At 71.3% G+C, this 17,697-nt stretch carries 17 protein-coding genes and 3 pseudogenes; 9 read left to right on the forward strand and 11 right to left on the reverse strand.

Features of this window, described 5'->3' with window-relative positions:
• The first annotated feature begins 76 nt into the window (after positions 1-76).
• Positions 77-766, forward strand: a complete 690-nt coding sequence (locus ABZZ20_RS26735) for a DUF4389 domain-containing protein (RefSeq protein WP_356873784.1) — start codon at positions 77-79, stop codon at positions 764-766.
• A 105-nt stretch (positions 767-871) separates the two neighbouring features.
• Positions 872-1,861, forward strand: a complete 990-nt coding sequence (locus tag ABZZ20_RS26740; protein ID WP_356873785.1) for a nitroreductase family protein — start codon at positions 872-874, stop codon at positions 1,859-1,861.
• Positions 1,862-1,934: 73 nt separating this feature from the next.
• Here the strand turns inward: ABZZ20_RS26740 and ABZZ20_RS26745 are convergent, their stop codons facing one another.
• Genes ABZZ20_RS26745 through ABZZ20_RS26770 form a run of 6 tightly spaced genes read right to left on the reverse strand, consistent with a single transcriptional unit; the run spans position 1,935 to position 8,113 of the window.
• Positions 1,935-2,522, reverse strand: coding sequence for a hypothetical protein (locus ABZZ20_RS26745; protein WP_356873787.1), 588 nt, complete (start codon positions 2,520-2,522; stop codon positions 1,935-1,937).
• Positions 2,523-2,555: 33 nt separating this feature from the next.
• Positions 2,556-3,059 carry a flavodoxin domain-containing protein gene (locus tag ABZZ20_RS26750; RefSeq protein ID WP_356873789.1) on the reverse strand — a complete coding sequence of 168 codons (504 nt, stop codon included), beginning with the start codon at positions 3,057-3,059 and terminating at the stop codon, positions 2,556-2,558.
• A complete protein-coding gene (locus tag ABZZ20_RS26755) occupies positions 3,056-5,608 on the reverse strand; it encodes a glycosyl hydrolase family 65 protein (RefSeq protein WP_356873791.1) in 2,553 nt (850 codons plus the stop codon). Before ABZZ20_RS26755 ends, ABZZ20_RS26750 begins: the two co-directional genes overlap by 4 nt.
• Positions 5,605-6,357, reverse strand: coding sequence for an HAD-IA family hydrolase (locus ABZZ20_RS26760; protein ID WP_356873793.1), 753 nt, complete (start codon positions 6,355-6,357; stop codon positions 5,605-5,607). Before ABZZ20_RS26760 ends, ABZZ20_RS26755 begins: the two co-directional genes overlap by 4 nt.
• Positions 6,354-7,031 carry a pyridoxamine 5'-phosphate oxidase family protein gene (locus ABZZ20_RS26765; RefSeq protein ID WP_356873795.1) on the reverse strand — a complete coding sequence of 226 codons (678 nt, stop codon included), beginning with the start codon at positions 7,029-7,031 and terminating at the stop codon, positions 6,354-6,356. Before ABZZ20_RS26765 ends, ABZZ20_RS26760 begins: the two co-directional genes overlap by 4 nt.
• Before the next feature lie 5 nt (positions 7,032-7,036).
• Positions 7,037-8,113, reverse strand: a complete 1,077-nt coding sequence (locus ABZZ20_RS26770) for a zinc-dependent alcohol dehydrogenase family protein (RefSeq protein WP_356873797.1) — start codon at positions 8,111-8,113, stop codon at positions 7,037-7,039.
• Between the two features lie 256 nt (positions 8,114-8,369).
• On the opposite strand from ABZZ20_RS26770, the gene ABZZ20_RS26775 reads away from it, so the two are divergent.
• The 5 genes and pseudogenes from ABZZ20_RS26775 to ABZZ20_RS26795 all read left to right on the forward strand — a co-directional run.
• Positions 8,370-8,816 carry a DUF6325 family protein gene (locus tag ABZZ20_RS26775; protein ID WP_356873799.1) on the forward strand — a complete coding sequence of 149 codons (447 nt, stop codon included), beginning with the start codon at positions 8,370-8,372 and terminating at the stop codon, positions 8,814-8,816.
• Positions 8,817-8,823: 7 nt separating this feature from the next.
• Positions 8,824-9,171, forward strand: a complete 348-nt coding sequence (locus ABZZ20_RS26780; protein ID WP_356873801.1) for a hypothetical protein — start codon at positions 8,824-8,826, stop codon at positions 9,169-9,171.
• A gap of 43 nt (positions 9,172-9,214) precedes the next feature.
• On the forward strand, positions 9,215-10,987 hold the full coding sequence (locus ABZZ20_RS26785; RefSeq protein ID WP_356873803.1) for a cation:proton antiporter: 1,773 nt from the start codon (positions 9,215-9,217) through the stop codon (positions 10,985-10,987).
• 177 nt (positions 10,988-11,164) lie between these two features.
• Positions 11,165-11,344: pseudogene (locus ABZZ20_RS26790) on the forward strand (gluconokinase); the annotation flags it as partial.
• Between the two features lie 235 nt (positions 11,345-11,579).
• Positions 11,580-11,726 (forward strand): annotated as a pseudogene (locus ABZZ20_RS26795) (GMC oxidoreductase); the annotation flags it as partial.
• Positions 11,727-11,753: 27 nt separating this feature from the next.
• Here ABZZ20_RS26795 and ABZZ20_RS26800 read toward each other — a convergent pair.
• The 3 genes and pseudogenes from ABZZ20_RS26800 to ABZZ20_RS26810 form a co-directional block, all read right to left on the reverse strand.
• Positions 11,754-12,797, reverse strand: a complete 1,044-nt coding sequence (locus tag ABZZ20_RS26800; RefSeq protein WP_356873805.1) for a cytochrome d ubiquinol oxidase subunit II — start codon at positions 12,795-12,797, stop codon at positions 11,754-11,756.
• Complete coding sequence (locus tag ABZZ20_RS26805; RefSeq protein ID WP_356873807.1) at positions 12,794-14,278, reverse strand: cytochrome ubiquinol oxidase subunit I; 1,485 nt, start codon at positions 14,276-14,278, stop codon at positions 12,794-12,796. Before ABZZ20_RS26805 ends, ABZZ20_RS26800 begins: the two co-directional genes overlap by 4 nt.
• Positions 14,279-14,425: 147 nt before the next feature.
• Positions 14,426-14,578 (reverse strand): annotated as a pseudogene (locus ABZZ20_RS26810) (sugar dehydrogenase); the annotation flags it as partial.
• Positions 14,579-14,957: 379 nt separating this feature from the next.
• Here ABZZ20_RS26810 and ABZZ20_RS26815 point away from each other — a divergent pair.
• Together ABZZ20_RS26815 and ABZZ20_RS26820 are read left to right on the forward strand one after the other, a co-directional pair.
• Positions 14,958-15,251, forward strand: coding sequence for an SHOCT domain-containing protein (locus ABZZ20_RS26815; protein WP_356873809.1), 294 nt, complete (start codon positions 14,958-14,960; stop codon positions 15,249-15,251).
• A gap of 318 nt (positions 15,252-15,569) precedes the next feature.
• Positions 15,570-15,995, forward strand: coding sequence for a hypothetical protein (locus ABZZ20_RS26820; RefSeq protein ID WP_356873811.1), 426 nt, complete (start codon positions 15,570-15,572; stop codon positions 15,993-15,995).
• A 103-nt stretch (positions 15,996-16,098) separates the two neighbouring features.
• On the opposite strand, the gene ABZZ20_RS26825 is transcribed toward ABZZ20_RS26820, so the two are convergent.
• Together ABZZ20_RS26825 and ABZZ20_RS26830 are read right to left on the reverse strand one after the other, a co-directional pair.
• Positions 16,099-17,040, reverse strand: coding sequence for a 5'-nucleotidase (locus ABZZ20_RS26825; RefSeq protein WP_356873813.1), 942 nt, complete (start codon positions 17,038-17,040; stop codon positions 16,099-16,101).
• Between the two features lie 169 nt (positions 17,041-17,209).
• Complete coding sequence (locus tag ABZZ20_RS26830) at positions 17,210-17,680, reverse strand: VOC family protein (RefSeq protein WP_356873815.1); 471 nt, start codon at positions 17,678-17,680, stop codon at positions 17,210-17,212.
• Positions 17,681-17,697: the final 17 nt, after the last annotated feature.

Raw genomic sequence — 17,697 nt, forward strand, 5'->3', positions numbered from 1 at the left:
CAAGAGCACCCGGCAGCCCGGAACACCGGCACACCGGGACGTGCACGACGCCCGGACACGGGATGGTGACGCAACGATGTCGACCAATGTTCCTTCGTACCGCTCAGTCACGGTGAGGGCCGACCTCGACAGTCCGCTGTCACGCTGGCTGTGGCTGGTGAAGTGGATCCTCGCGATCCCGCACTACATCGTGCTGTGCTTCCTGTGGATCGCCTTCTTCGTGGTGAGCGTGATCGCCTTCTTCGCGATCCTGTTCACCGAGCGCTACCCGCGGGGCCTGTTCGAGTTCAACGTCGGCGTGCTCCGCTGGTCGTGGCGGGTCGGGTTCTACGCGTACGGCGCCCTCGGCACCGACCGGTACCCACCGTTCAGCCTCGGCCCGGAACCCGACTACCCCGCAGGCCTCGACGTCGCCTACCCGGAACGTCTCTCGCGACCGCTGGTGCTGTTCAAGTGGTGGCTGCTGGCGATCCCGCACTACCTGATCATCAGCTTCTTCGCGGGTTCCCCGCGCGCCGGCTGGTGGGGCGGCGGACTGATCTCCCTGCTGGCCCTCATCGCCGTGGTGACGCTGGCCTTCACCGAAAAGTACCCACGTGACCTCTTCGACCTGGTGGTGGGGTTGAACCGGTGGGTACTGCGCGTTGCCGCGTACGCGGCCCTGATGACGGACGAGTACCCGCCGTTCCGTCTCGACATGGGTGGTGCGGAACCCGACCGCACGATCTGGCCCCAAGGGCAGTACGGGGACGGTCGGGCCGACTGAGGGCCTCTCGGCCCCTCTCGCCGTGCACGCCACCGCGGCGACCCTGGATCCACGTCACCGTTCCGGTCAGCGCCCACGACCGGCCCGCACAGACAGGACGCGACCATGTCCGCACAGCCCCTTGACGCGAAGGCCGTGGTGTCCCTGGTCGAGGACGCCGTTACCGCGCCGTCCATGCACAACGCCCAGCCGTGGAAGTTCGTCTTCCACACGGACAGCGACACGATCGAGCTGTACGGCGACCCCACGCGCACCATGCCGCAGGCCGACCCGAACCTCCGAGCGCTCCACCTCGGATGCGCCGCCGCCCTGTTCAACCTCAGAGTGGCCGCCGTACAGGCGGGGCGGGAACCGGACGTCCGGATCCTGCCCGATCCGGACGACCCGTGGCTGCTCGCCGAGGTACGCCTGCGGGACCCGGCTGCCGCGGAACGCGACCTCGCCGTCTTCCACCCCGCGCTGCGACGCCGGCACACCAGCCGTTTCCCCTTCACCGACGAGGAGATCCCGGCCGCCCTCCAGGACGAACTGCGCGCCGCCGCCCTGCTCGAAGGGTGCAGGCTGATCATGCCGGACGCCTGGCACACCGAGGCCGTACTCGACCTCGTCCACGACTCCGAGTACGGCGAGGCCCTGAACCGCCCCCTGCGCGATGAGACCGCCGCCTGGATCCGCACGGGCGAGCCCGGCGAGGGTCCCGCGACGGAAGGCATCCCGACGTACGCCTTCGGTCCCCACCAGTCCGGGATGACCGCTCCCGTCCGGGACTTCGGCGCGTGGCGCCCGGTACCGAACCGTGAGTCGGCCCCCTTCGAAAAGCATCCGCACATCGCTCTGCTCGGCACCACGGACGACACCCCGACCGACTGGATGAAGGCCGGCCAGGCCCTGCAACGCGTCCTGCTCCAAGCCACCCTCGACGGCCTCGTCACCTCCATGACCTCACAGCCCCTGGAGTGGCCCGAACTGCGCTGGGCGGTCCGCGACCCGAGCGGCGCGATGGGCCACGTCCACATGGTCATCCGGTTCGGTTACGGCCCTCAGGGGCCTGCGACCCCCCGTCGCCCCGCCCAGGACGTGCTAGAAATCCGGTGAGGGCAGAGCTCCGGTGGTGGGGGCAGAGATCCAGTGGGGAGCGGGGTACCCGCGATCGTGCCGGCCACCGGCCTCAGTCGTCTTCGGCTCCCGGTCCGCTGCGGAGCCGGCCGGACCAGCGGGGTTCGACCCGTGCCCAGTCGCGTTCCCACGCATCGAGGGCGCGGGCGTCGAGCTGGTGCAGTCCGAGGTGGACCACGCCCGTGGCTGCGAGCGCGATCAGGCCTGCGGCCCAGGTGCCGGCCGCGAAGGCGGACACGGCGATGTCGTTCCCGCTGCGCGGCGCCTGGGCCTCGCGGCCCGCATCGTCCACCCATACCTGCACCGTCCTGCCCGCCGGGGTCTGGGCGGGGACCGCGAGCGTGCCGGTGTGCCGGGTGGCTGCCGGGTACTGCCAGACGGCCCGCGCGGTGGCCTCGGGGCCACCGGAGACGCGTCCGCCCAGGCGGCGTTCCGCATCCGCGACGGTCGTGGCGGTGATCCGGTGCAGGTGGGCAGCCTGTTCCCGGGCGGCACGGCTGTCCGCGTTCCAGGCGGCGAGGCCGGCCGCCACGCCGCAACCGATCGCGGCGAGGAGGCCGAGGAAGAGTGCGGCGTGCCACCACCTGCGCGTCCGGTCGGCCGCTCGGCGCAACGGGTTCGGTGGGCTCCTGTGGTTCATGGCGTACCTCCTCACGGGGGATCACCGCGAGGGTCAAGCGGCGGAGGTGAGTTCGGAGGCGATGTGGTGGGCCCAGGCGTGGATGCGGTCCGGGTTGCGGTAGTCGCCGCCCTTGCCCTGGTGCAGGAGGGCCTTGGTGATCAGGCCGGGGGTGGCGGCGGTGACGCTGCCGCCGAAGGTGACGTGTTCGCGGGCACCGAGCTTCTGCATCTCACGGGCGACGGACGGGACCGGCGGGATGTCCTTCTCCTCGGCGCTGGCGTCGAGGGGGCCGCTGCTGAAGAGCCAGACCGGGCGGTGACGCAGGTCCTCCTCGTTGCGCTGGGCGCAACGGGCGGCCTCGCTGTTCCAGTGCCCGGCGTACAGGGCGCCCCCGAGGACGACCGCGTCGTAGTCGCGGACGTCGGTGACCTCGTCGGCCGCGACGACGACGGCGTCCAGGCCGTCCTCGCGCAGCGACTCGCCGATCTCCCGCGCTATCCCGGCGGTCGCGCCGTGCTTGCTGCCGTAGGCGACCAGGACTCTCTTCGTGCTCATGGTCTGCTCCTCGAGTCGGTCCTGTCGGGTGTGCGCGGCGCGTCGGTTCCACTGTCCGCCGTGCGGTGGGCCGGCCGCATGGGGCCATCGGGGTCCTGCCGGGACCATTCGGCCCTGGAGGGTCGGCGCGCGCTCGCGGCCCGGGCGGGTCGTCCGGAGGCCAGGTGGAACCAGTGCTGCGTACCCGGCTCGACGGTGACCTGCCGTTCTCCTGACAGGACCAGGGGGACGGGGCCGTGGACGGAGTCGGGGACGCTCACGGCCAGCCGCCCCGGCAGTACGCGGATGCGGATGCCGTGGTGGCCGCCGTAGCAGAACGTGAACGACAGGCGCGGGATCTCCCGCAGGGGTACGGGGTCGACGCGGAGTCCCTCCGCGCTGGCCTCCAGGCCCGTGAGCCCGCGTTCGACGAGGTCCAGGGTGCCGGCCATCGCGCCGAGGTGGATCCCCTCGCCGGTGGTGCCGCCCTGGATGTCGGACACGTCGCTGAGCAGGGCCTCCTTGCAGTACCGCCAGGCGTCCTCCCCTCCGCCGCGCGCCAGGACCCAGCCGTGGACCACGCTACTGAGCGTCGATCCGTGGCTGGTCCGCCGCAGGTAGTACGCGACGGTCGCCCGCCACAGCGCATCGTCAAGGCGGTAGCCGAGACGGGCGAACAGGTCCTGGAGCTCGGCCGGCCGGAAGAGGTAACCGAGCATCAGCGTGTCGGCCTGCTTGGACGCCTGGTAGCGGTTGACCGTATCGCCCTCGGCTTCCAGGATCCGGTCGAGCCTGCGGATGTCGGAGTACCGGTCGCTGTACGCCTCCCAGTCCAGCTCGTCCAGGTCGCCGTACCCCTCGAACTGGCTGATGACTCCGGCGTGGAACGGCACGTACAGGCGGCGGGAGACGTCCTCCCAGCGGTCGAGCGCCTCGCGGTCGAGGTCGAGGCTGCCCAGGAGTTCCTCGCGCCGGGCGGCCGGCAAGGTCCCGATCAGTTCGAGACCGCGCGCCAGGACCCATGCGGCGGTCACGTTGGTGTACGCGTTGTCGTCGATGCCGGGGGCGTCCGCATCGGGGTAGGCGTCGTGGTATTCGTCCGGGCCCAGCACGCCGCGGATGCGGTAGCGCCCGTACGCTTCGTCGAACACCGCGGCTCCTGCCCAGTGGCGGGCGATCTCCAGCAGCAGCTCCGCTCCCGGGCCGTGCAGGAAGCCGAGGTCCCCGGTGGTGCGTCCGTAGCGCCACACGTTCAGGGCGATGGCCGATCCGACGTGCCGCTGGAGGTGCGAGTGGTCGGGCAGCCAGCGGCCCGAACGGGGGTTGAGGTGCAGGGTCTGCGTCTCCTCGTGTCCCGAACTGCCGCTCTGCCAGGGGAACATCGCGCCCCGGCCGCCGGCACGGCGGGCTGCGTCCCGGGCGGCCGGCAGGCGCCGGTGCCGGTACATGAGCAGGGCCCGGGCCACCTCCGGGAAGTGCAGGGTGACGTAGGGCATGACGAACAACTCGTCCCAGAAGACGTGACCGCGGTACGCCTCCCCGTGCAGCCCGCGGGCGGGCACGCCCGCGTCGAGTTCCGCGGTGTGCGGGGAGAGCGTCTGCAGGAGGTGGAAGAGATGGAGCCGCAGGATCCGGCCCTCGGCGCCCGGTACCTGCAACTCGCCCTGCGTCCAGAGTCGTTCCCATGCCGAACGGTGGCTTGCGAGCAGCATGTGGAACGCGGGAGCCCGGGTCGCGTGTTCGACGGCGAGGGACACCGGGTCGCCCGCGGGCCGGTCCAGGGAGGTGCGCAGGGCGGCCGTCTTCACGACGGTGGCCGGGCGGTCGGGGGTGAGCCGCAGCCGGTAGGTCTGGAGCGTGCCGGTGGGCGTGCAGCTGATCCGGCTGGGGGCGAGGGGCCGGGTCGTGGTCCGGACGGCGAGGCCGATGCCGATCCGCGACGAGGAGGTCCGGCAAGAGAGCCAGGCGACGCCGTCCGGCTCGACGCCCGTGCTGTGGCCGGTGAGGTGGCGTCCGTCGAGGTCGCGGTACCGCTCGACGCCGCCGTTGGTGACGTCGCCGTTGAGGCCGGAGCACACCTCGATCGCCCCGCGCCAGCCGTACGCGCGGAAGGTTGTCCGCTGTGCGGCGAGGTACGGGTCGCCCATGTGCACGAGGCGGACGTGGGTGACGCCGAGGCGCCGGCCGGCCCCGTCCCGGAACTCCATGCGCCGGGTCAGGGTGCCGGCGCGCAGGTCGAGCAGGACCCGGTAGTGGCGCAGTTCCGGGGCGTCCGGGGTCAGCCAGTCCCCCGGTGTTGCGCCGTCGGGCAGGCAGCGGTAGCGCAGCGGCAGCCAGTCGGGCAGGTTGACCATGTCCTCGTTCTCGACCTGTTTCCCGGCGAGGTCCGAGACGAGCCGGTCGTAGCAGCCGGCCACGTACGTCCCCGGGTAGTGCACGGCGTCGGCGGACACCTCGGGGGCTGCGCCGCGGGTGGCGAACCTGCCGTTGCCGAGGGTGCACAGGGCCTCGACCAACCGTTCCGTCTTGGGGTCGTACGCGTCGTACTCCCAGGTCCACGTCGAGGTCATGACCCGGCTCCGCGGACCAGCTCCGGCAGCGCGCTCAGGTCGGCCGCCACCACGTCGGCGCCGTGCGCGCGCAGGGCCGGGCCCTTGTCGGGGTCCCCGGTCCGGTCGATGCCCACCACCAGGCCGAAGTGCCCGCGCCGACCCGCCTCCACGCCGGCGAGGGCGTCCTCCACTACGGCCGTGCGGCCGGGTGCGGCCCCCAGGCGCCGGGCCGCTTCGAGGAACAGGGCCGGATCGGGTTTGCCCGGCAGGGCGAGGCGGGCGGCGTCGGTCCCGTCCACCACGAGGTCGAACAGTTCGAGGAGCCCGGCCGCTTCCAGTAGCGGGCGGGCGTGCCGGGAGGCCGACACAGCGGCGCACCGTACGTCCAAGTCCCGCAGGGCGGCCAGCGCGGGCGCCACGTCACCGAACGGGTCGACGGCCCGGGTCCGCAGGGTTCGCGCGAACTCCTGCTCCTTGCGGGCGGCGACCGACCACACGGTGGCACAGCCCGGCGGATCATGGGGACTGCCCGGTGGCAGATCGAGCCCGCGGGCCGTGAGGAGGGCGCTCGCCCCGTCGTAGCGGGGTTTCCCGTCGACGATTTCCCGGTACTCGCGGTCGGCGTCGAACGGCTGCTGCCGCCCTGTGCCGACCGCCCATGCGTCCAGGCAGCCGTCGAAGGCGGTCTTCCACGCCGTGGCGTGGAAGACCGCCGAATCGAGCAGCACCCCGTCGGTATCGAGGACGACGGCTCGCAGCGCGCTCACCGGTGCACCACGCGGCGCCCGGTGATCCGGGTGGGGGTGATCGACATCCAGTGGGTGCGGTTGCCACCGGCCCAGGGCAGGGAACGGGCCACGGCGTCCAGGCGCCGGACGGCCGCGCCGTCCGTCACGCCCACGACCCGACCGACGGCGAGGACGCTCCAACCCTGCCTCGTCGCATCGTCGATGTGGTCGACCTCGAAGGCCACCTCGGTACCGGCGGCCCGGGCGAGCAGCGCTGCTCCGGAGGTCCTGAAGGCGATGTCGTTCCCGGCCACGACGTAGTTGACCGGGAAGATCCCGGGCCCTTCCGGGGTGAAGACGGCGATCCTGCCGATCCCGTGGGTCGACAGCAGCCGTCGGCATTCCGCGTCGCTCATGTCGACCAGCTCGGCGTCCGACCGCGCCGATGCCCGGCCGGGGGGTTCCTCCGTCGTCGCACCGGTCAGCTCCGCGACGGTGGTCTCAAGGGCGTCGGCGAGGCGTACGAGGGAGCCGCTGCCCGGATTGGCGGACCGTTCCTCCAGGTAGGCGATGTACGAGGCGTCGGCCCCGCAGCGCTGTCCCACCTGTTCGCGGGTGAGTCCGAGTTCGGCGCGCCGGGTGGCGATCCGCCGTCCGAGGTCGGTACGGCCGGTTTCCGTGGCGGGGGCCTGCTTGGGCGTGGTCCTGGTCATCGCATTCACTTCCCCTGGGCAGGAACGGCCATGACGTTGTGCTGGGGGCCGCCCAGTGCCACCTTGAGGGCACCGGTTTCCGCGGCGCGGGAGAAGACGTCGTAGGCCTCCTCCATCTGATCGAGCTCGAAGCGGTGGGTGACCAGTGAAGCGGACGGAAGCCGCCCGGCGGCCATCATGCGCAGCAGCATCGGCGTCGAGGAGGTGTCGACGAGCCCGGTGGTGAGCGTGACGTCCTTGATCCACAGGTCCTCCAGGTGGAGGGTCGCCGGCTTGCCGTGGACGCCGATGTTCGCGACGCGACCGCCGGGACGGACCATGCGGGTGCACATCTCGAAGGCTTCCGGCACACCGACGGCCTCCATGACGACGTCCGCGCCCAGCCCGTCGGTCAGGTCCTCGACCAGCTGCTCGGGCTCCTGGTCGGCGCTCACCGTCGCGTCCGCACCCAGCGCGCGGGCAGCGGCCAACCGCGGCTCGGCCAGGTCGACGGCGATGATCCGGCCGGGGCTGTACAGCTGGGCGGTGACCACGGCTGCCAGTCCGATGGGGCCCGCGCCCACCACGACGACCGTGTCGCCGGGCCGCACGTTGCCGTTCAGTACCCCCACCTCGTACGACGTGGGGAAGATGTCGGCGAGCAGCACGGCGTCGAAGCTGTCGACGGCGCTGGGCAGCGGGTGTACGGACAGGTCGGCGAACGGCACCCGGACGTACTCGGCCTGGGTGCCGTCGATCGTGTGGCCCAGCACCCAGCCGCCGCCTCCGCGGCACTGGCCGTAGCGGCCCTCGCGGCAGAACCGGCAGCGACCGCACGAGGAGATGCAGGAGATCAGCACCCGGTCGCCGGGCCGCACGCTGCGGACGTCGCCGCCCGTCTCGACGACGGTGCCGACCGCCTCGTGGCCCAGTACGCGGCCGGCGGTCACCTCGGGCACGTCGCCCTTGACGATGTGCAGGTCGGTGCCGCAGAGGGTGACGGCGTCGATGCGGACGATAGCGTCGGCTGCGTCCTTGATGCTCGGGTCCGGAACGTCCTGCCAGGAGATCTGTCCCGGGCCGTGGAAGACGAGTGCCTTCATGACGTCGCCCTTCTCTTCCGGTCTCGCTCTCTCGTCCAGTACGGGTCACCGTCAGGCTGGCCCAGCGGGGACGCGGTGCGCATGGGCCGGTCGGTCCCCAGGAAGGGCCTGTCGGGCCCCTCGGTCCGTGGCCCGGCCTGGCCACCGACCGCGGGCTGGTGCGGTCCGCGGAACTGAAGAACCATGGAGGTATCAGCGCGAAGCCCGCCACGAACGGGGGAACCGCGTACCGCGTACCCACGAGGGGAGCCTCGTCATGGCCGAACTCGGGCCCGTCGACCTGATCGTCCTTTCCCTTCCCGGCACGCGTCCACCCGATCCCGTCCTCCAGGCCATCGAAGCGGTCGAACGGCACCATGACGTCCGCATCCTGGACGCCCTGGTGGTGATGAAGGACGCGGCCGGCGCGGTGGAACGGGTGGAGATCACCGGCATCCAGGATCTGCGGGACGCTGCCGCCGATGTCGTGGCCCGCCGCACCCTGGGACTCGTCGGGGTCGAGCGCGTCGACGAGGTCGCAGCCCTGATGGACAACGGGACCACGGCCGTGGCCCTGCTCGTGGAGAACGTCTGGGCCCGTGAGGTCGCGGCTGCGGTACGCAAGCACGACGGGCGTCTGGTGGCCTCCGTACGGATTCCCCACGAGGAGATCACCGAGGCCGAAGCCGACCTCTCGGCCTCCGCGCCCACCGATGTGCCGTGACCGCGCCGTGACCGCGCCGGTCGACCAGCGTCGCGCGCCGGTCCGTGCCGCGTACGCACTGGGGTCGGCGGGCCTCGACGTGACCCTCACCGGTGTCAACACGGGCGGTACGGCGGCCCCGTACGGGGTGGGCCAACACCCCTACCTGACCGTCGGTACCGATCCGGTGGACGCGGCGCTGCTCACCGCCCCCGCCCGGCACTGGTTGCGGACCGACGAGCAGGGCCTGCCGGTCGGTCGCGAGTCCGTGGACGGCACGGCGTACGACTTCCGCACCGGTACCGGTCTGATCAGGCTGGAGCCGGGTGAGCGCCACGTGCTCCGCTGGGGTATGAGCCCGTGGGGAACGCCGTGACCTCGCCCGAGCGCCCCGGCTCCCGCGGCGGAGGGAAGCGGGCGTGACCGGCGACGAGGTCCTCCTGGGCATCGCGCTGACCGTCGTACTGGCCACCGGCTCGCAGATCGTGGCGAGCAAGCTCCGCGTGCCGGCGCTGGTCCTCCTGCTCCCGGTCGGCTTCACCGCCGGCGCCCTGACCGACCTCGTCGATCCGAACGAGCTGGCGGGGCAGGACTTCTCCGCCCTGGTGTCCCTGGCCGTGGCGGTGATCCTCTACGACGCCGGGCTGGGACTCGACCTGCGCCACCTCACCGGCCGGACCCGGAGCACCGTGGGCTGGCTGATCGTGCTCGGCGTGCTGGTCACCGCCGGGGCGATCTGCGGCCTCTCCGTGGTGCTGTTCAACATGCCGGTCACCACCGCGTCGATGCTGGGTGTCATCCTCGTCGTGTCGGGGCCGACGGTCGTGGGCCCGCTGCTCGAATACGTACGACCGTCGGACAAGGTGCGACGCATCCTGATCTGGGAAGGGACGCTGATCGACCCGATCGGCGGCATCCTGGGGGCACTCGTCTTCCAGGCCATCGCCTCGTCGAACGGTGTGCACGTCGGCAAGGGGTACCAGCTGGGCCAGTTCCTGATCAGTCTGGCCCTCGGGCTGGTCGGCGGGGCGGTGGGAGTGGCGCTGCTCTGGCTGACGCTGCGGGTGCTCCGGGTCGGGGAGATGCTCGGCACCCTGGCGCAACTGGCCGTGGTGATCGCCGTGTCGGCGGGCTGCGATGTCGTCCGCGACGACACCGGACTCATCGCCGCGATCATCACGGGCCTCGTCGTCGCCAACATCCGCGGGCTCGACATGCCGGCCCGCCGCCCCTTCTTCGAAACGCTGGTCCAGCTGATCACCGGGATCCTGTTCGTCTCCATCTCCGCCACCGTCACCCCGGCGTCCCTCACCCCCGTGCTGCTTCCGACGCTCGCCCTCATCGCGGTCCTGGTCCTGATCGTCAGACCGATCGTGGCCTTCGCAGCCACCGGGAAGGCGGGCCTGACCGGTGGGGAGCGGGGATTCGTCGGCTGGATGGCCCCCCGTGGCATCGTCGCGGCCTCCACCGCCTCCGTCTTCGCCGCCACCCTCGTCGACCAGGGACTGGAGGGGGCCTCGAAGATCCTCCCGGTCACCTTCCTCGTCATCGTCGGCACGGTCGTCCTGTACGCGCTCACCGCGTCGCCCGTGGCCCGACGACTCGGAGCGGTCAGATCGGCCCGTACCCGCCCCCTCCTGGTCGGGGGCGACCCGTGGACGATCGACCTGGGCAAGGCCCTGGCGGCCGCGGGGCTCGACGTCCTCATGTGGGCGGGTCGCGAGGTGGAGCGGCAGAGGATCGAGGAGGCGGGGATCGAACTGGCCGACGGGGAGCTCCTGGCGACGGCCACCAATCCCCAGGCGCGGTTGGAGGGGGTCACAGCCGTGTACCTGCTGACCAACGACGACGATTTCAACGCGCTGGCCTCGGTCATGGTGCGGGACAGCGTCGAGGGCAGCGTCTACCGGGTCGGGCCCCCGCACGCCGAGTACGGCGTGGTCGCCCCGTACACGGGCAGCGGCGTCCTCTTCGGTGGTGCACTGGCCCGGCACAACCTCGCGGACCGCCACCGGCGGGGCGCGCGCTTCCTGGTGCGGCCGGCTTCCGATCCGGTTCCACCCGGGCACGACACCCTGTTCGTGGTGAGCGGCGACGGCAGGCTGGAGCCGACGACCGCATCGCGGCCGGCCGCCCCGTCCGAGGGCGACACCCTCGTCGTGCTCGGTCCGGCTGCGGACGGACCATCGTAGGGAGGCTGCCGTCCGTCAGTGGCCTGTCGAACGCCGACCGTGCCGGCCGAGGTGGTGTTCGGCCGGTCGCGCAGCGCGCCGGACCGGGGGTGCCCTACCGTCGGCAGCTCGGGCGGGACGGACGAATCCGGGAGGAGCGCAGTGGAGCCGGCCTCCGTGCCACCGGTCGTGGTGGTGATGGGCGTCGCGGGATCGGGGAAGTCCACCGTGGGGCGCCTGCTCGCGGACCGGCTCGCGGTGCCCTTCGCGGAGGGCGACGACTTCCACTCGGCCGCGAACAGCGCCAAAATGGCTTCCGGCCGGCCGCTCGACGACGAGGACCGCGCTCCGTGGTTGGCGTCCCTCGCCGACTGGATCCGGGAGGTGACGGCCTCCCGACAGACATTCGGACGGGCGGGAAAGTCCTCATACGTGCGTTCGATGGGCGCGCCCGCTCCCACGGCCCTCCGTGCGCGCCACGGCGAGGACAGTCGACGACTCGACTCCTGGAAGCGGGGCCTCCCTATGGCCGGCGAGCAGCAATTCGACGTCATCATCATCGGCACCGGAGCGGGCGGCGGCGGGGAACGGGACGGCAGAGGAGTTCGGCGCGGACACCGACTGCAAGGCCCACGACCTCGACAACCTCTACGTGGTGGACACGAGTTTCTTCCCCGGCATCGGTGCGGTGGACCCGTCACTGACCGCCATCGCCAACACCCTTCGGGTCGGTGACCACCTCCTCGATCGGATGCGCTGACGACCGGCCCGGGACATCGACCCACCGCTACGTGGTGTCCCCGGGGGCTCGCGCCGCCTGCGTGTCGGCGTCGGTGAGCGGCTCCAGTTCACCCATGGTGTCGAGCCGGTAGAGCAGGACCAGGGCCGGACCGACCAGCACGACCGCGATGACGGTGACGAAGACCAGCCAGCGCAGCGTGTGCGGGGCTCCGGCCGCCTCGGCCACCTTCAGCGAGGTGGGTAGCAGGTACGGCCGCTGGGCGAAGCCCCAGCCGCAGACGGTCAGCGCGACCGTGGCGACCGAGGTGTGGCGGGTCCAGCGGTAGGAGCGGCGGACGAGCAGCAGTACCGTCGCCAGACCGCAGACGGCCGCCAGGATGACCACCAGCAGGCCGAGGCCGCCGGTGAGGCCCTCCCAGACGTACGTGGCGTCGTCGTGGGTGACGGGCAGGGCGATCAGCGCGAGGAGGACCACGGCGGCGAAGGCGAGGACGGCCCGCAGCCGGAAGTAGTCGACGAGGTCCGCCGCGTCGAACCGTCGGGCGTCGGAACACAGGAACACCGCCCCGAGGAACGCGGTGGCCGCGATGGCCAGCAGACCCACCAGGATCGAGGTCGGGTTGGCCCAGGCGTCCGCGGAGGCCGGAGTACCGACCGCCACCCGACCGGAGGCGATGCCGCCGAGCACCGCCCCGAGGAAGAACGGCGTGAGCAGCGAGGCGACGGCGAACACCGCGCCGTAGACGCGTCGCCTGGCCAGTCGCCGGGTCGGCTTGCGCAGGGCGAACCCCGCGCCCCGCAGCACCTGGCCCACCGCTGCGAGGGCCAGCGGCAGCCACAGGGCGGCGAAGACGGCTTGGAAGAACGTCGGAAAGCCGGTCCACATCACGACGAAGACGAAGATCAGCCAGACGTTGTTGACCTCCCACACGGGCGCCATGGCGTGGTCGATCAGCCACCGGGGGCGTGCGCCCCGCTCCGCGCCCCCCGCGGTGAGGTCCCAGAACCCGGCGCCGTAGTCGGTTCCCCCACCGCAGGCGTACGCGGCGACGGCGAGCACCATGACCCAGGCGATGAGGTCGGCCATCATCGCGCACCCCCGGTGGTGCGGTCCGGTCCGTCACCGGGCGCCGTCCCGGAGACCGTGGCCGCGGGCTCGCTCCTGGGCCCGTAGGGTGTGTCGGCCTCGGGCCGCAGGGCTCCGAGCACGTCCTCGGAGCCCTCGTCGGCCGCTCTCCACCGGGTGCGCATCTTCAGTACGACGGCGAGGAACGCTCCGAACACGGCCACGTACACGACCACGACGATGCCGAGCATCGCCCACAGCGCTCCCGCCCGGGTACCCGTCACGGCCTCCGAGACCCGCATCTGCTGGTAGACGATCCAGGGCTGGCGGCCGACTTCCGTGGTGATCCAGCCGCATTCCACGGTGATCAGGCAGGCGACCCCGGCAGCGGCGGCGCAGCGGAAGAACCAGGTGCTGCGCGGCAGGTCCCGGCGGCGCAGCCAGCACCAGCCGTACCACAGCGCCAGCAGGATCAGCAGACTGCCGATGGTCACCATGATGTCGAAGGCCCAGTGGGCGATGGTCGCCTGAAGGGCGGTGGGTCGGTCCGAGGCGGGCACGGACGTCAGCCCGATCACCCGGGTGCTGGGTTTGAAGCCGGCGAGGATCGAGTCCAGTTGGGGGATCTTCAGCCCGCCGGAGATCGTCCCGTCGCTGTTCAACCGCCCGAACATGTACTCCGGCACGTGCGTGTCGGTGTTCCAGACGATCTCCGTGGCGGCGAACTTGATCGGTTGCTTGTGGAAGACGGCACGCGCGGTGGAGTCGCCGATCACGAATTGGACGGGCGTGAGGACCGCGGCGACGGTGAACGGCAGGGTGAAGCCGAGCCGGTGGTAGCGGTCCCGCCGGCCGCGCAGCCAGCCGGCCGCGTACACGCCGGCGACGACGTAGCCGGCCGTCATGAACATCGCGACGACGAAGTGCCAGTATTCCGGTCCGAACATCGGGGTGAAGATGGACTGCCGTACGTCGACCTCGACCACGCGCCCCTGGGCATCGAGGGTGAAGCCCTGCGGCGTGTTCATCCACGAGTTGGCCGCGATGATGCCGAACGCCCCCATGAGGGCCGCGAGCGGCAGCGGCACGCCCAGCCAGAAGTGCGTCCAGGGCTTCAGTCGGCGCCATCCGTACAGATAGATGGCGATCAGCACCGCCTCCAGGAAGAAGGCCCACGCCTCGACGCCGAACCCCAGACCGAAGACGTCGCCCCAGCGCCCCATCATCCCGGGCCACAACAGACCGAACTCGAACGACAACACGGTTCCGGTGACCACCCCGATGGCGAACTGCACGGCCATCACCGCCGACCAGCGCCGGGCGAGCTTGAGGGCAACGGCATCGTTGCGGCGCAGCGCGCGGTGGTGCATGAGCAGCGTGATGAACGGAAGGGCCACCCCGAACGGGACGAGAAGGATGTGCGCGGCCAGGGTGAAGGCCATCAATCCTCGTGCCGGAAGCATCTGGGGCGGGGTGTTCGCCAGTTGGACGGCTGTGCTGAGCATGTGTGCCTCAAGGGTCTGCCACGCCGGGTGGCGGGGTCTGGAGGGGATGCCGCGAGCCGGGGACGGCCGGTCCGGCAGGGCGGCGGGACGCCCTGCCGGGGCACGGTCCCGTACGGGTGTTCAGCCCCCGGTGGCGAAGCCGGGGAAGACGTAGTTGACCACCACGTCCGCTCCGGCCCGGCCGAGGGCGACGGCAGTGGCCAGGCCGATGCCCGAGTCGGCCCCGGTCACCAGCGCCCTCTGTCCCTTGAGAAGCTGCGCGGACGCGACTGCGGAGCCCACGTCGAACGTGCCTGTCACGATCCCTCCTTCGGCATGTGGACTGGGTTGCCGCCCGCGGGAGGTGAGCCGACGGGAAACCGACCGCCGTGTCACGGAGCACCAGACGAAAGCACTCCGGATCCCCCGGCGCGGGCACCGGCACGCCGGGCAGCACCCCTTTCGTACGACCGTGTCACACGCTCGGGCTACCGCCCCGCGCACCCCGCACGGGCCCCGCCGATCCGAGGTGCATGACGTTCTCCCGAATGGTGCAATGGCCGGAGAGATGCGCGAACCGTCGAACACTAGGGCGGATTCCCGTGCAGCCCCTCATGGCCCCCTCGAAACCGACGGGGCCGGGGCCGGTTCCCGGGGCCCTCCTCGGGGGCCCGGCCACGAGACAGGGAAGAGAACACACATGCCTGGTCTAATTCGCGGCGTAGCCCGCACCGCTGTGGTCGCCGGAACGGCAACCGCAGTGTCCAACCGCGTGTCGCGGCGACAGGCCGGCCGGTGGGCCCAGCAGGAGGCCCCGCCGGCCGCGGCGGAGCCGCAGCCGGCACAGGCGAGCCAGGCCGCGCCCCCGCCCCCACCCCCGCCCTCCATGGACAGCAAGATCGCCCAACTGAAGGACCTGGGCGAGCTCAAAGCGCAGGGCGTCCTTTCGGAAGCGGAATTCGAGGCCCAGAAGAGCCGCATCCTCAACTCCTGAGCCGAGCCGGTCATCCGGCCGGTCCCGCAGGCGCGGTACGCGTTCGAGACGATGCACACGTACGCCAGCCCCGAGGGCCTTAGCAGAGGACATCGGTCAGAGCGGCGAGCTACTCGACCACGTCGCGCAGGCGTTCACCCCTCGCTCCCCCACCTCGGCCGCCGGCACTCCCGGCGAAGCCCAGGGACTGACCGCCCGCCCCACGGGGGCGAACGGCCGCCGAGATGCAGAGCGGACCGCGGGGGCCGACATTGGAAGTGGCCCGACCAACTTGCGGGCAACCAGTGGGCATCGGCCCTCAACAGCAAGGAGCACGACATGACGACTCATGCGAACCCCACACAGGGCGGTACAGCCCGGAATTCAACCGGAATCGGCAGCGGCTGGCTGGTCTTCGCCGCCGTCATGATGATCGCCTACGGCTTCATGGCCATCTTCGCGGGGATCGCCGCCATCGCCAAGGACGAGGTGTTCGTCGCGACCCGCAACTACATCTACAACTTCGACCTGACCGGTTGGGGCTGGATCCACCTCATCCTGGGCATCGTCATCCTGCTCGCCGGGTTCGCCCTCTTCAGCGGAGCCACCTGGGCACGGATGGTCGGGGTCGTGCTGGTCGGCCTGGCCATGGTGGCCAACTTCCTGTGGCTCCCCTACACGCCGTTCTGGTCGATCGTGCTCATCGCCATCGACGTCGTCGTCATCTGGGCCCTGTGCAAGGCGCCCGGCCCGTCGGAGATCTGACGCCGCGTACGCCCCGGTTCGCGGCGGGACACGACCAGGGCGCTCACGGGCGCCCTGGAGCCGGTCGGAAGTCGCTCGCGCGGTCGGTCCGGAGCGGGAGGCGTCAGGGCGCGCCGCCCGCGTTCACCTTGCCGAACGGGACGTGCACGCTGGGGGTGTTCCGCGATGCGACGACCAGGTGGCTCATCTGGTCGTCGAAGAAGATGTGCGGCTTGAGGACACCGATGATCGCGCCCTTGTCGACGCCCCCCAGGAAGAAGGCGTCGTTCACCGTCACCCCCCAGTTCTCCAAGCTGCGCACGGCCCGCTCGTGGGCAGGTGCGTTCCGGGCGGTGACCAGGGAGACACGGACCCGGATCCGGTAGTCGGGGTCCTCCCGTCGCCTTTCCTCCTCGCGCTGCTGGACCCTGTTCACACCGGCCAGGAAATCGCGCAGCGGCCCCGGGGCGTGCGGCCTGCGCGCGTTCCTGCTCTCGTGGGAGCGGAAGGTGGCCAGTCCGCCCGTCTGGTAGATCTGTTCGGCGGCGTCGTCGGCGAGGACCCCGTCGAAGTCGAACGCGATCCTCAGGTCCTGGTCCTCGGCGTCGTCCGCGGGGGGCGCCCCCAGGACGTATCCGGCCGGAAGGCCCGCCGCGACGGCCTCGCGGACGTCGCTCTCGTTGGCGGACAGGAACAGCGACATGTTGAGCGCGGGCATGAACCGGTGGGGCGAGCGCCCCTGCATGAAGATGGCGCGGGTGATGGGCAGCCCCTTGGACTGGATGGACCTCATCACCCGCAGTCCGGTGTCCGGGTCGTTGCGCGACAGGACGATCACTTCGACCAGCGGGTCGTCGGCGGGCGTCAGATCGTTCAGCGACAGGAGCCTGCGGATGAACGGGTAGGCCACGCCGGGTGCCAGTGTGTGGTCCAGGTGTTCTTCCTGGTAGGCGCGGTAGCTCGCCTCCCCCTCCTCGCGGAAGACCGCGTCCGCCTCCGCCAGGTCGAACAGGGCGCTGGAGGCAACCCCGACCACGAGGCGGTCAGCGAGATCGTAGGGGGGCACGGCGTCTCCCTCTTCCGGACCGAACAGACGATCCCATTGTCACAGGTACGGAGGGTGTCGACTGCGGGGCGGCCGGAACGCCGGCGGCCAGCCGGCACGGTCGACCCCATGTGCTCCCACGGCGACGTGGGTGGTGGGGTCGACCGTGCGGACCGGCCTTGGCTCGGGCTCATCCACCGCCCACGGTGCGCATGTGCGCGTCGGCGCGGCGTTCGAACTCCTCCGGGGACACGTCCTCGATGTGCGTGGCGATCGTCCACCGGTGACCGAACGGGTCGAGGACCTGCCCTGCCCGGTCGCCGAAGAAGTGGTCCTGGACTTCTCGTTGCTGCTTCGCTCCGGCCCGAAGCGCGCGGGCGAAGGTGGCGTCGACGTCCTCGACGAACAGGTAGAGGGTGACCGGAGTACCGCCGATGGCGTGGGGGCCGAGCAGGCCGGCTTCCCGCAGCTCGTCGGACAGCATGACGATCGTGCTGCCTATCTTGATCTGTGCGTGCATGATCTTGCCGTTGGGAGCGGTGGAACGGGCCAGTTCCTCCGCGCCGAAGGCCTCCGCGTAGAAGGCGATCGCTTCGCTCGCCCCGTCCACGGACAGATAGGCCGTCAGCTCCGCGTATCCGTCCGGAATTGCATTGACCATTCTTTACCTCCCTGATG

Origin of the sequence: Streptomyces sp. NPDC006430, from assembly GCF_040612395.1 — a bacterium.
Classification (GTDB): domain Bacteria; phylum Actinomycetota; class Actinomycetes; order Streptomycetales; family Streptomycetaceae; genus Streptomyces.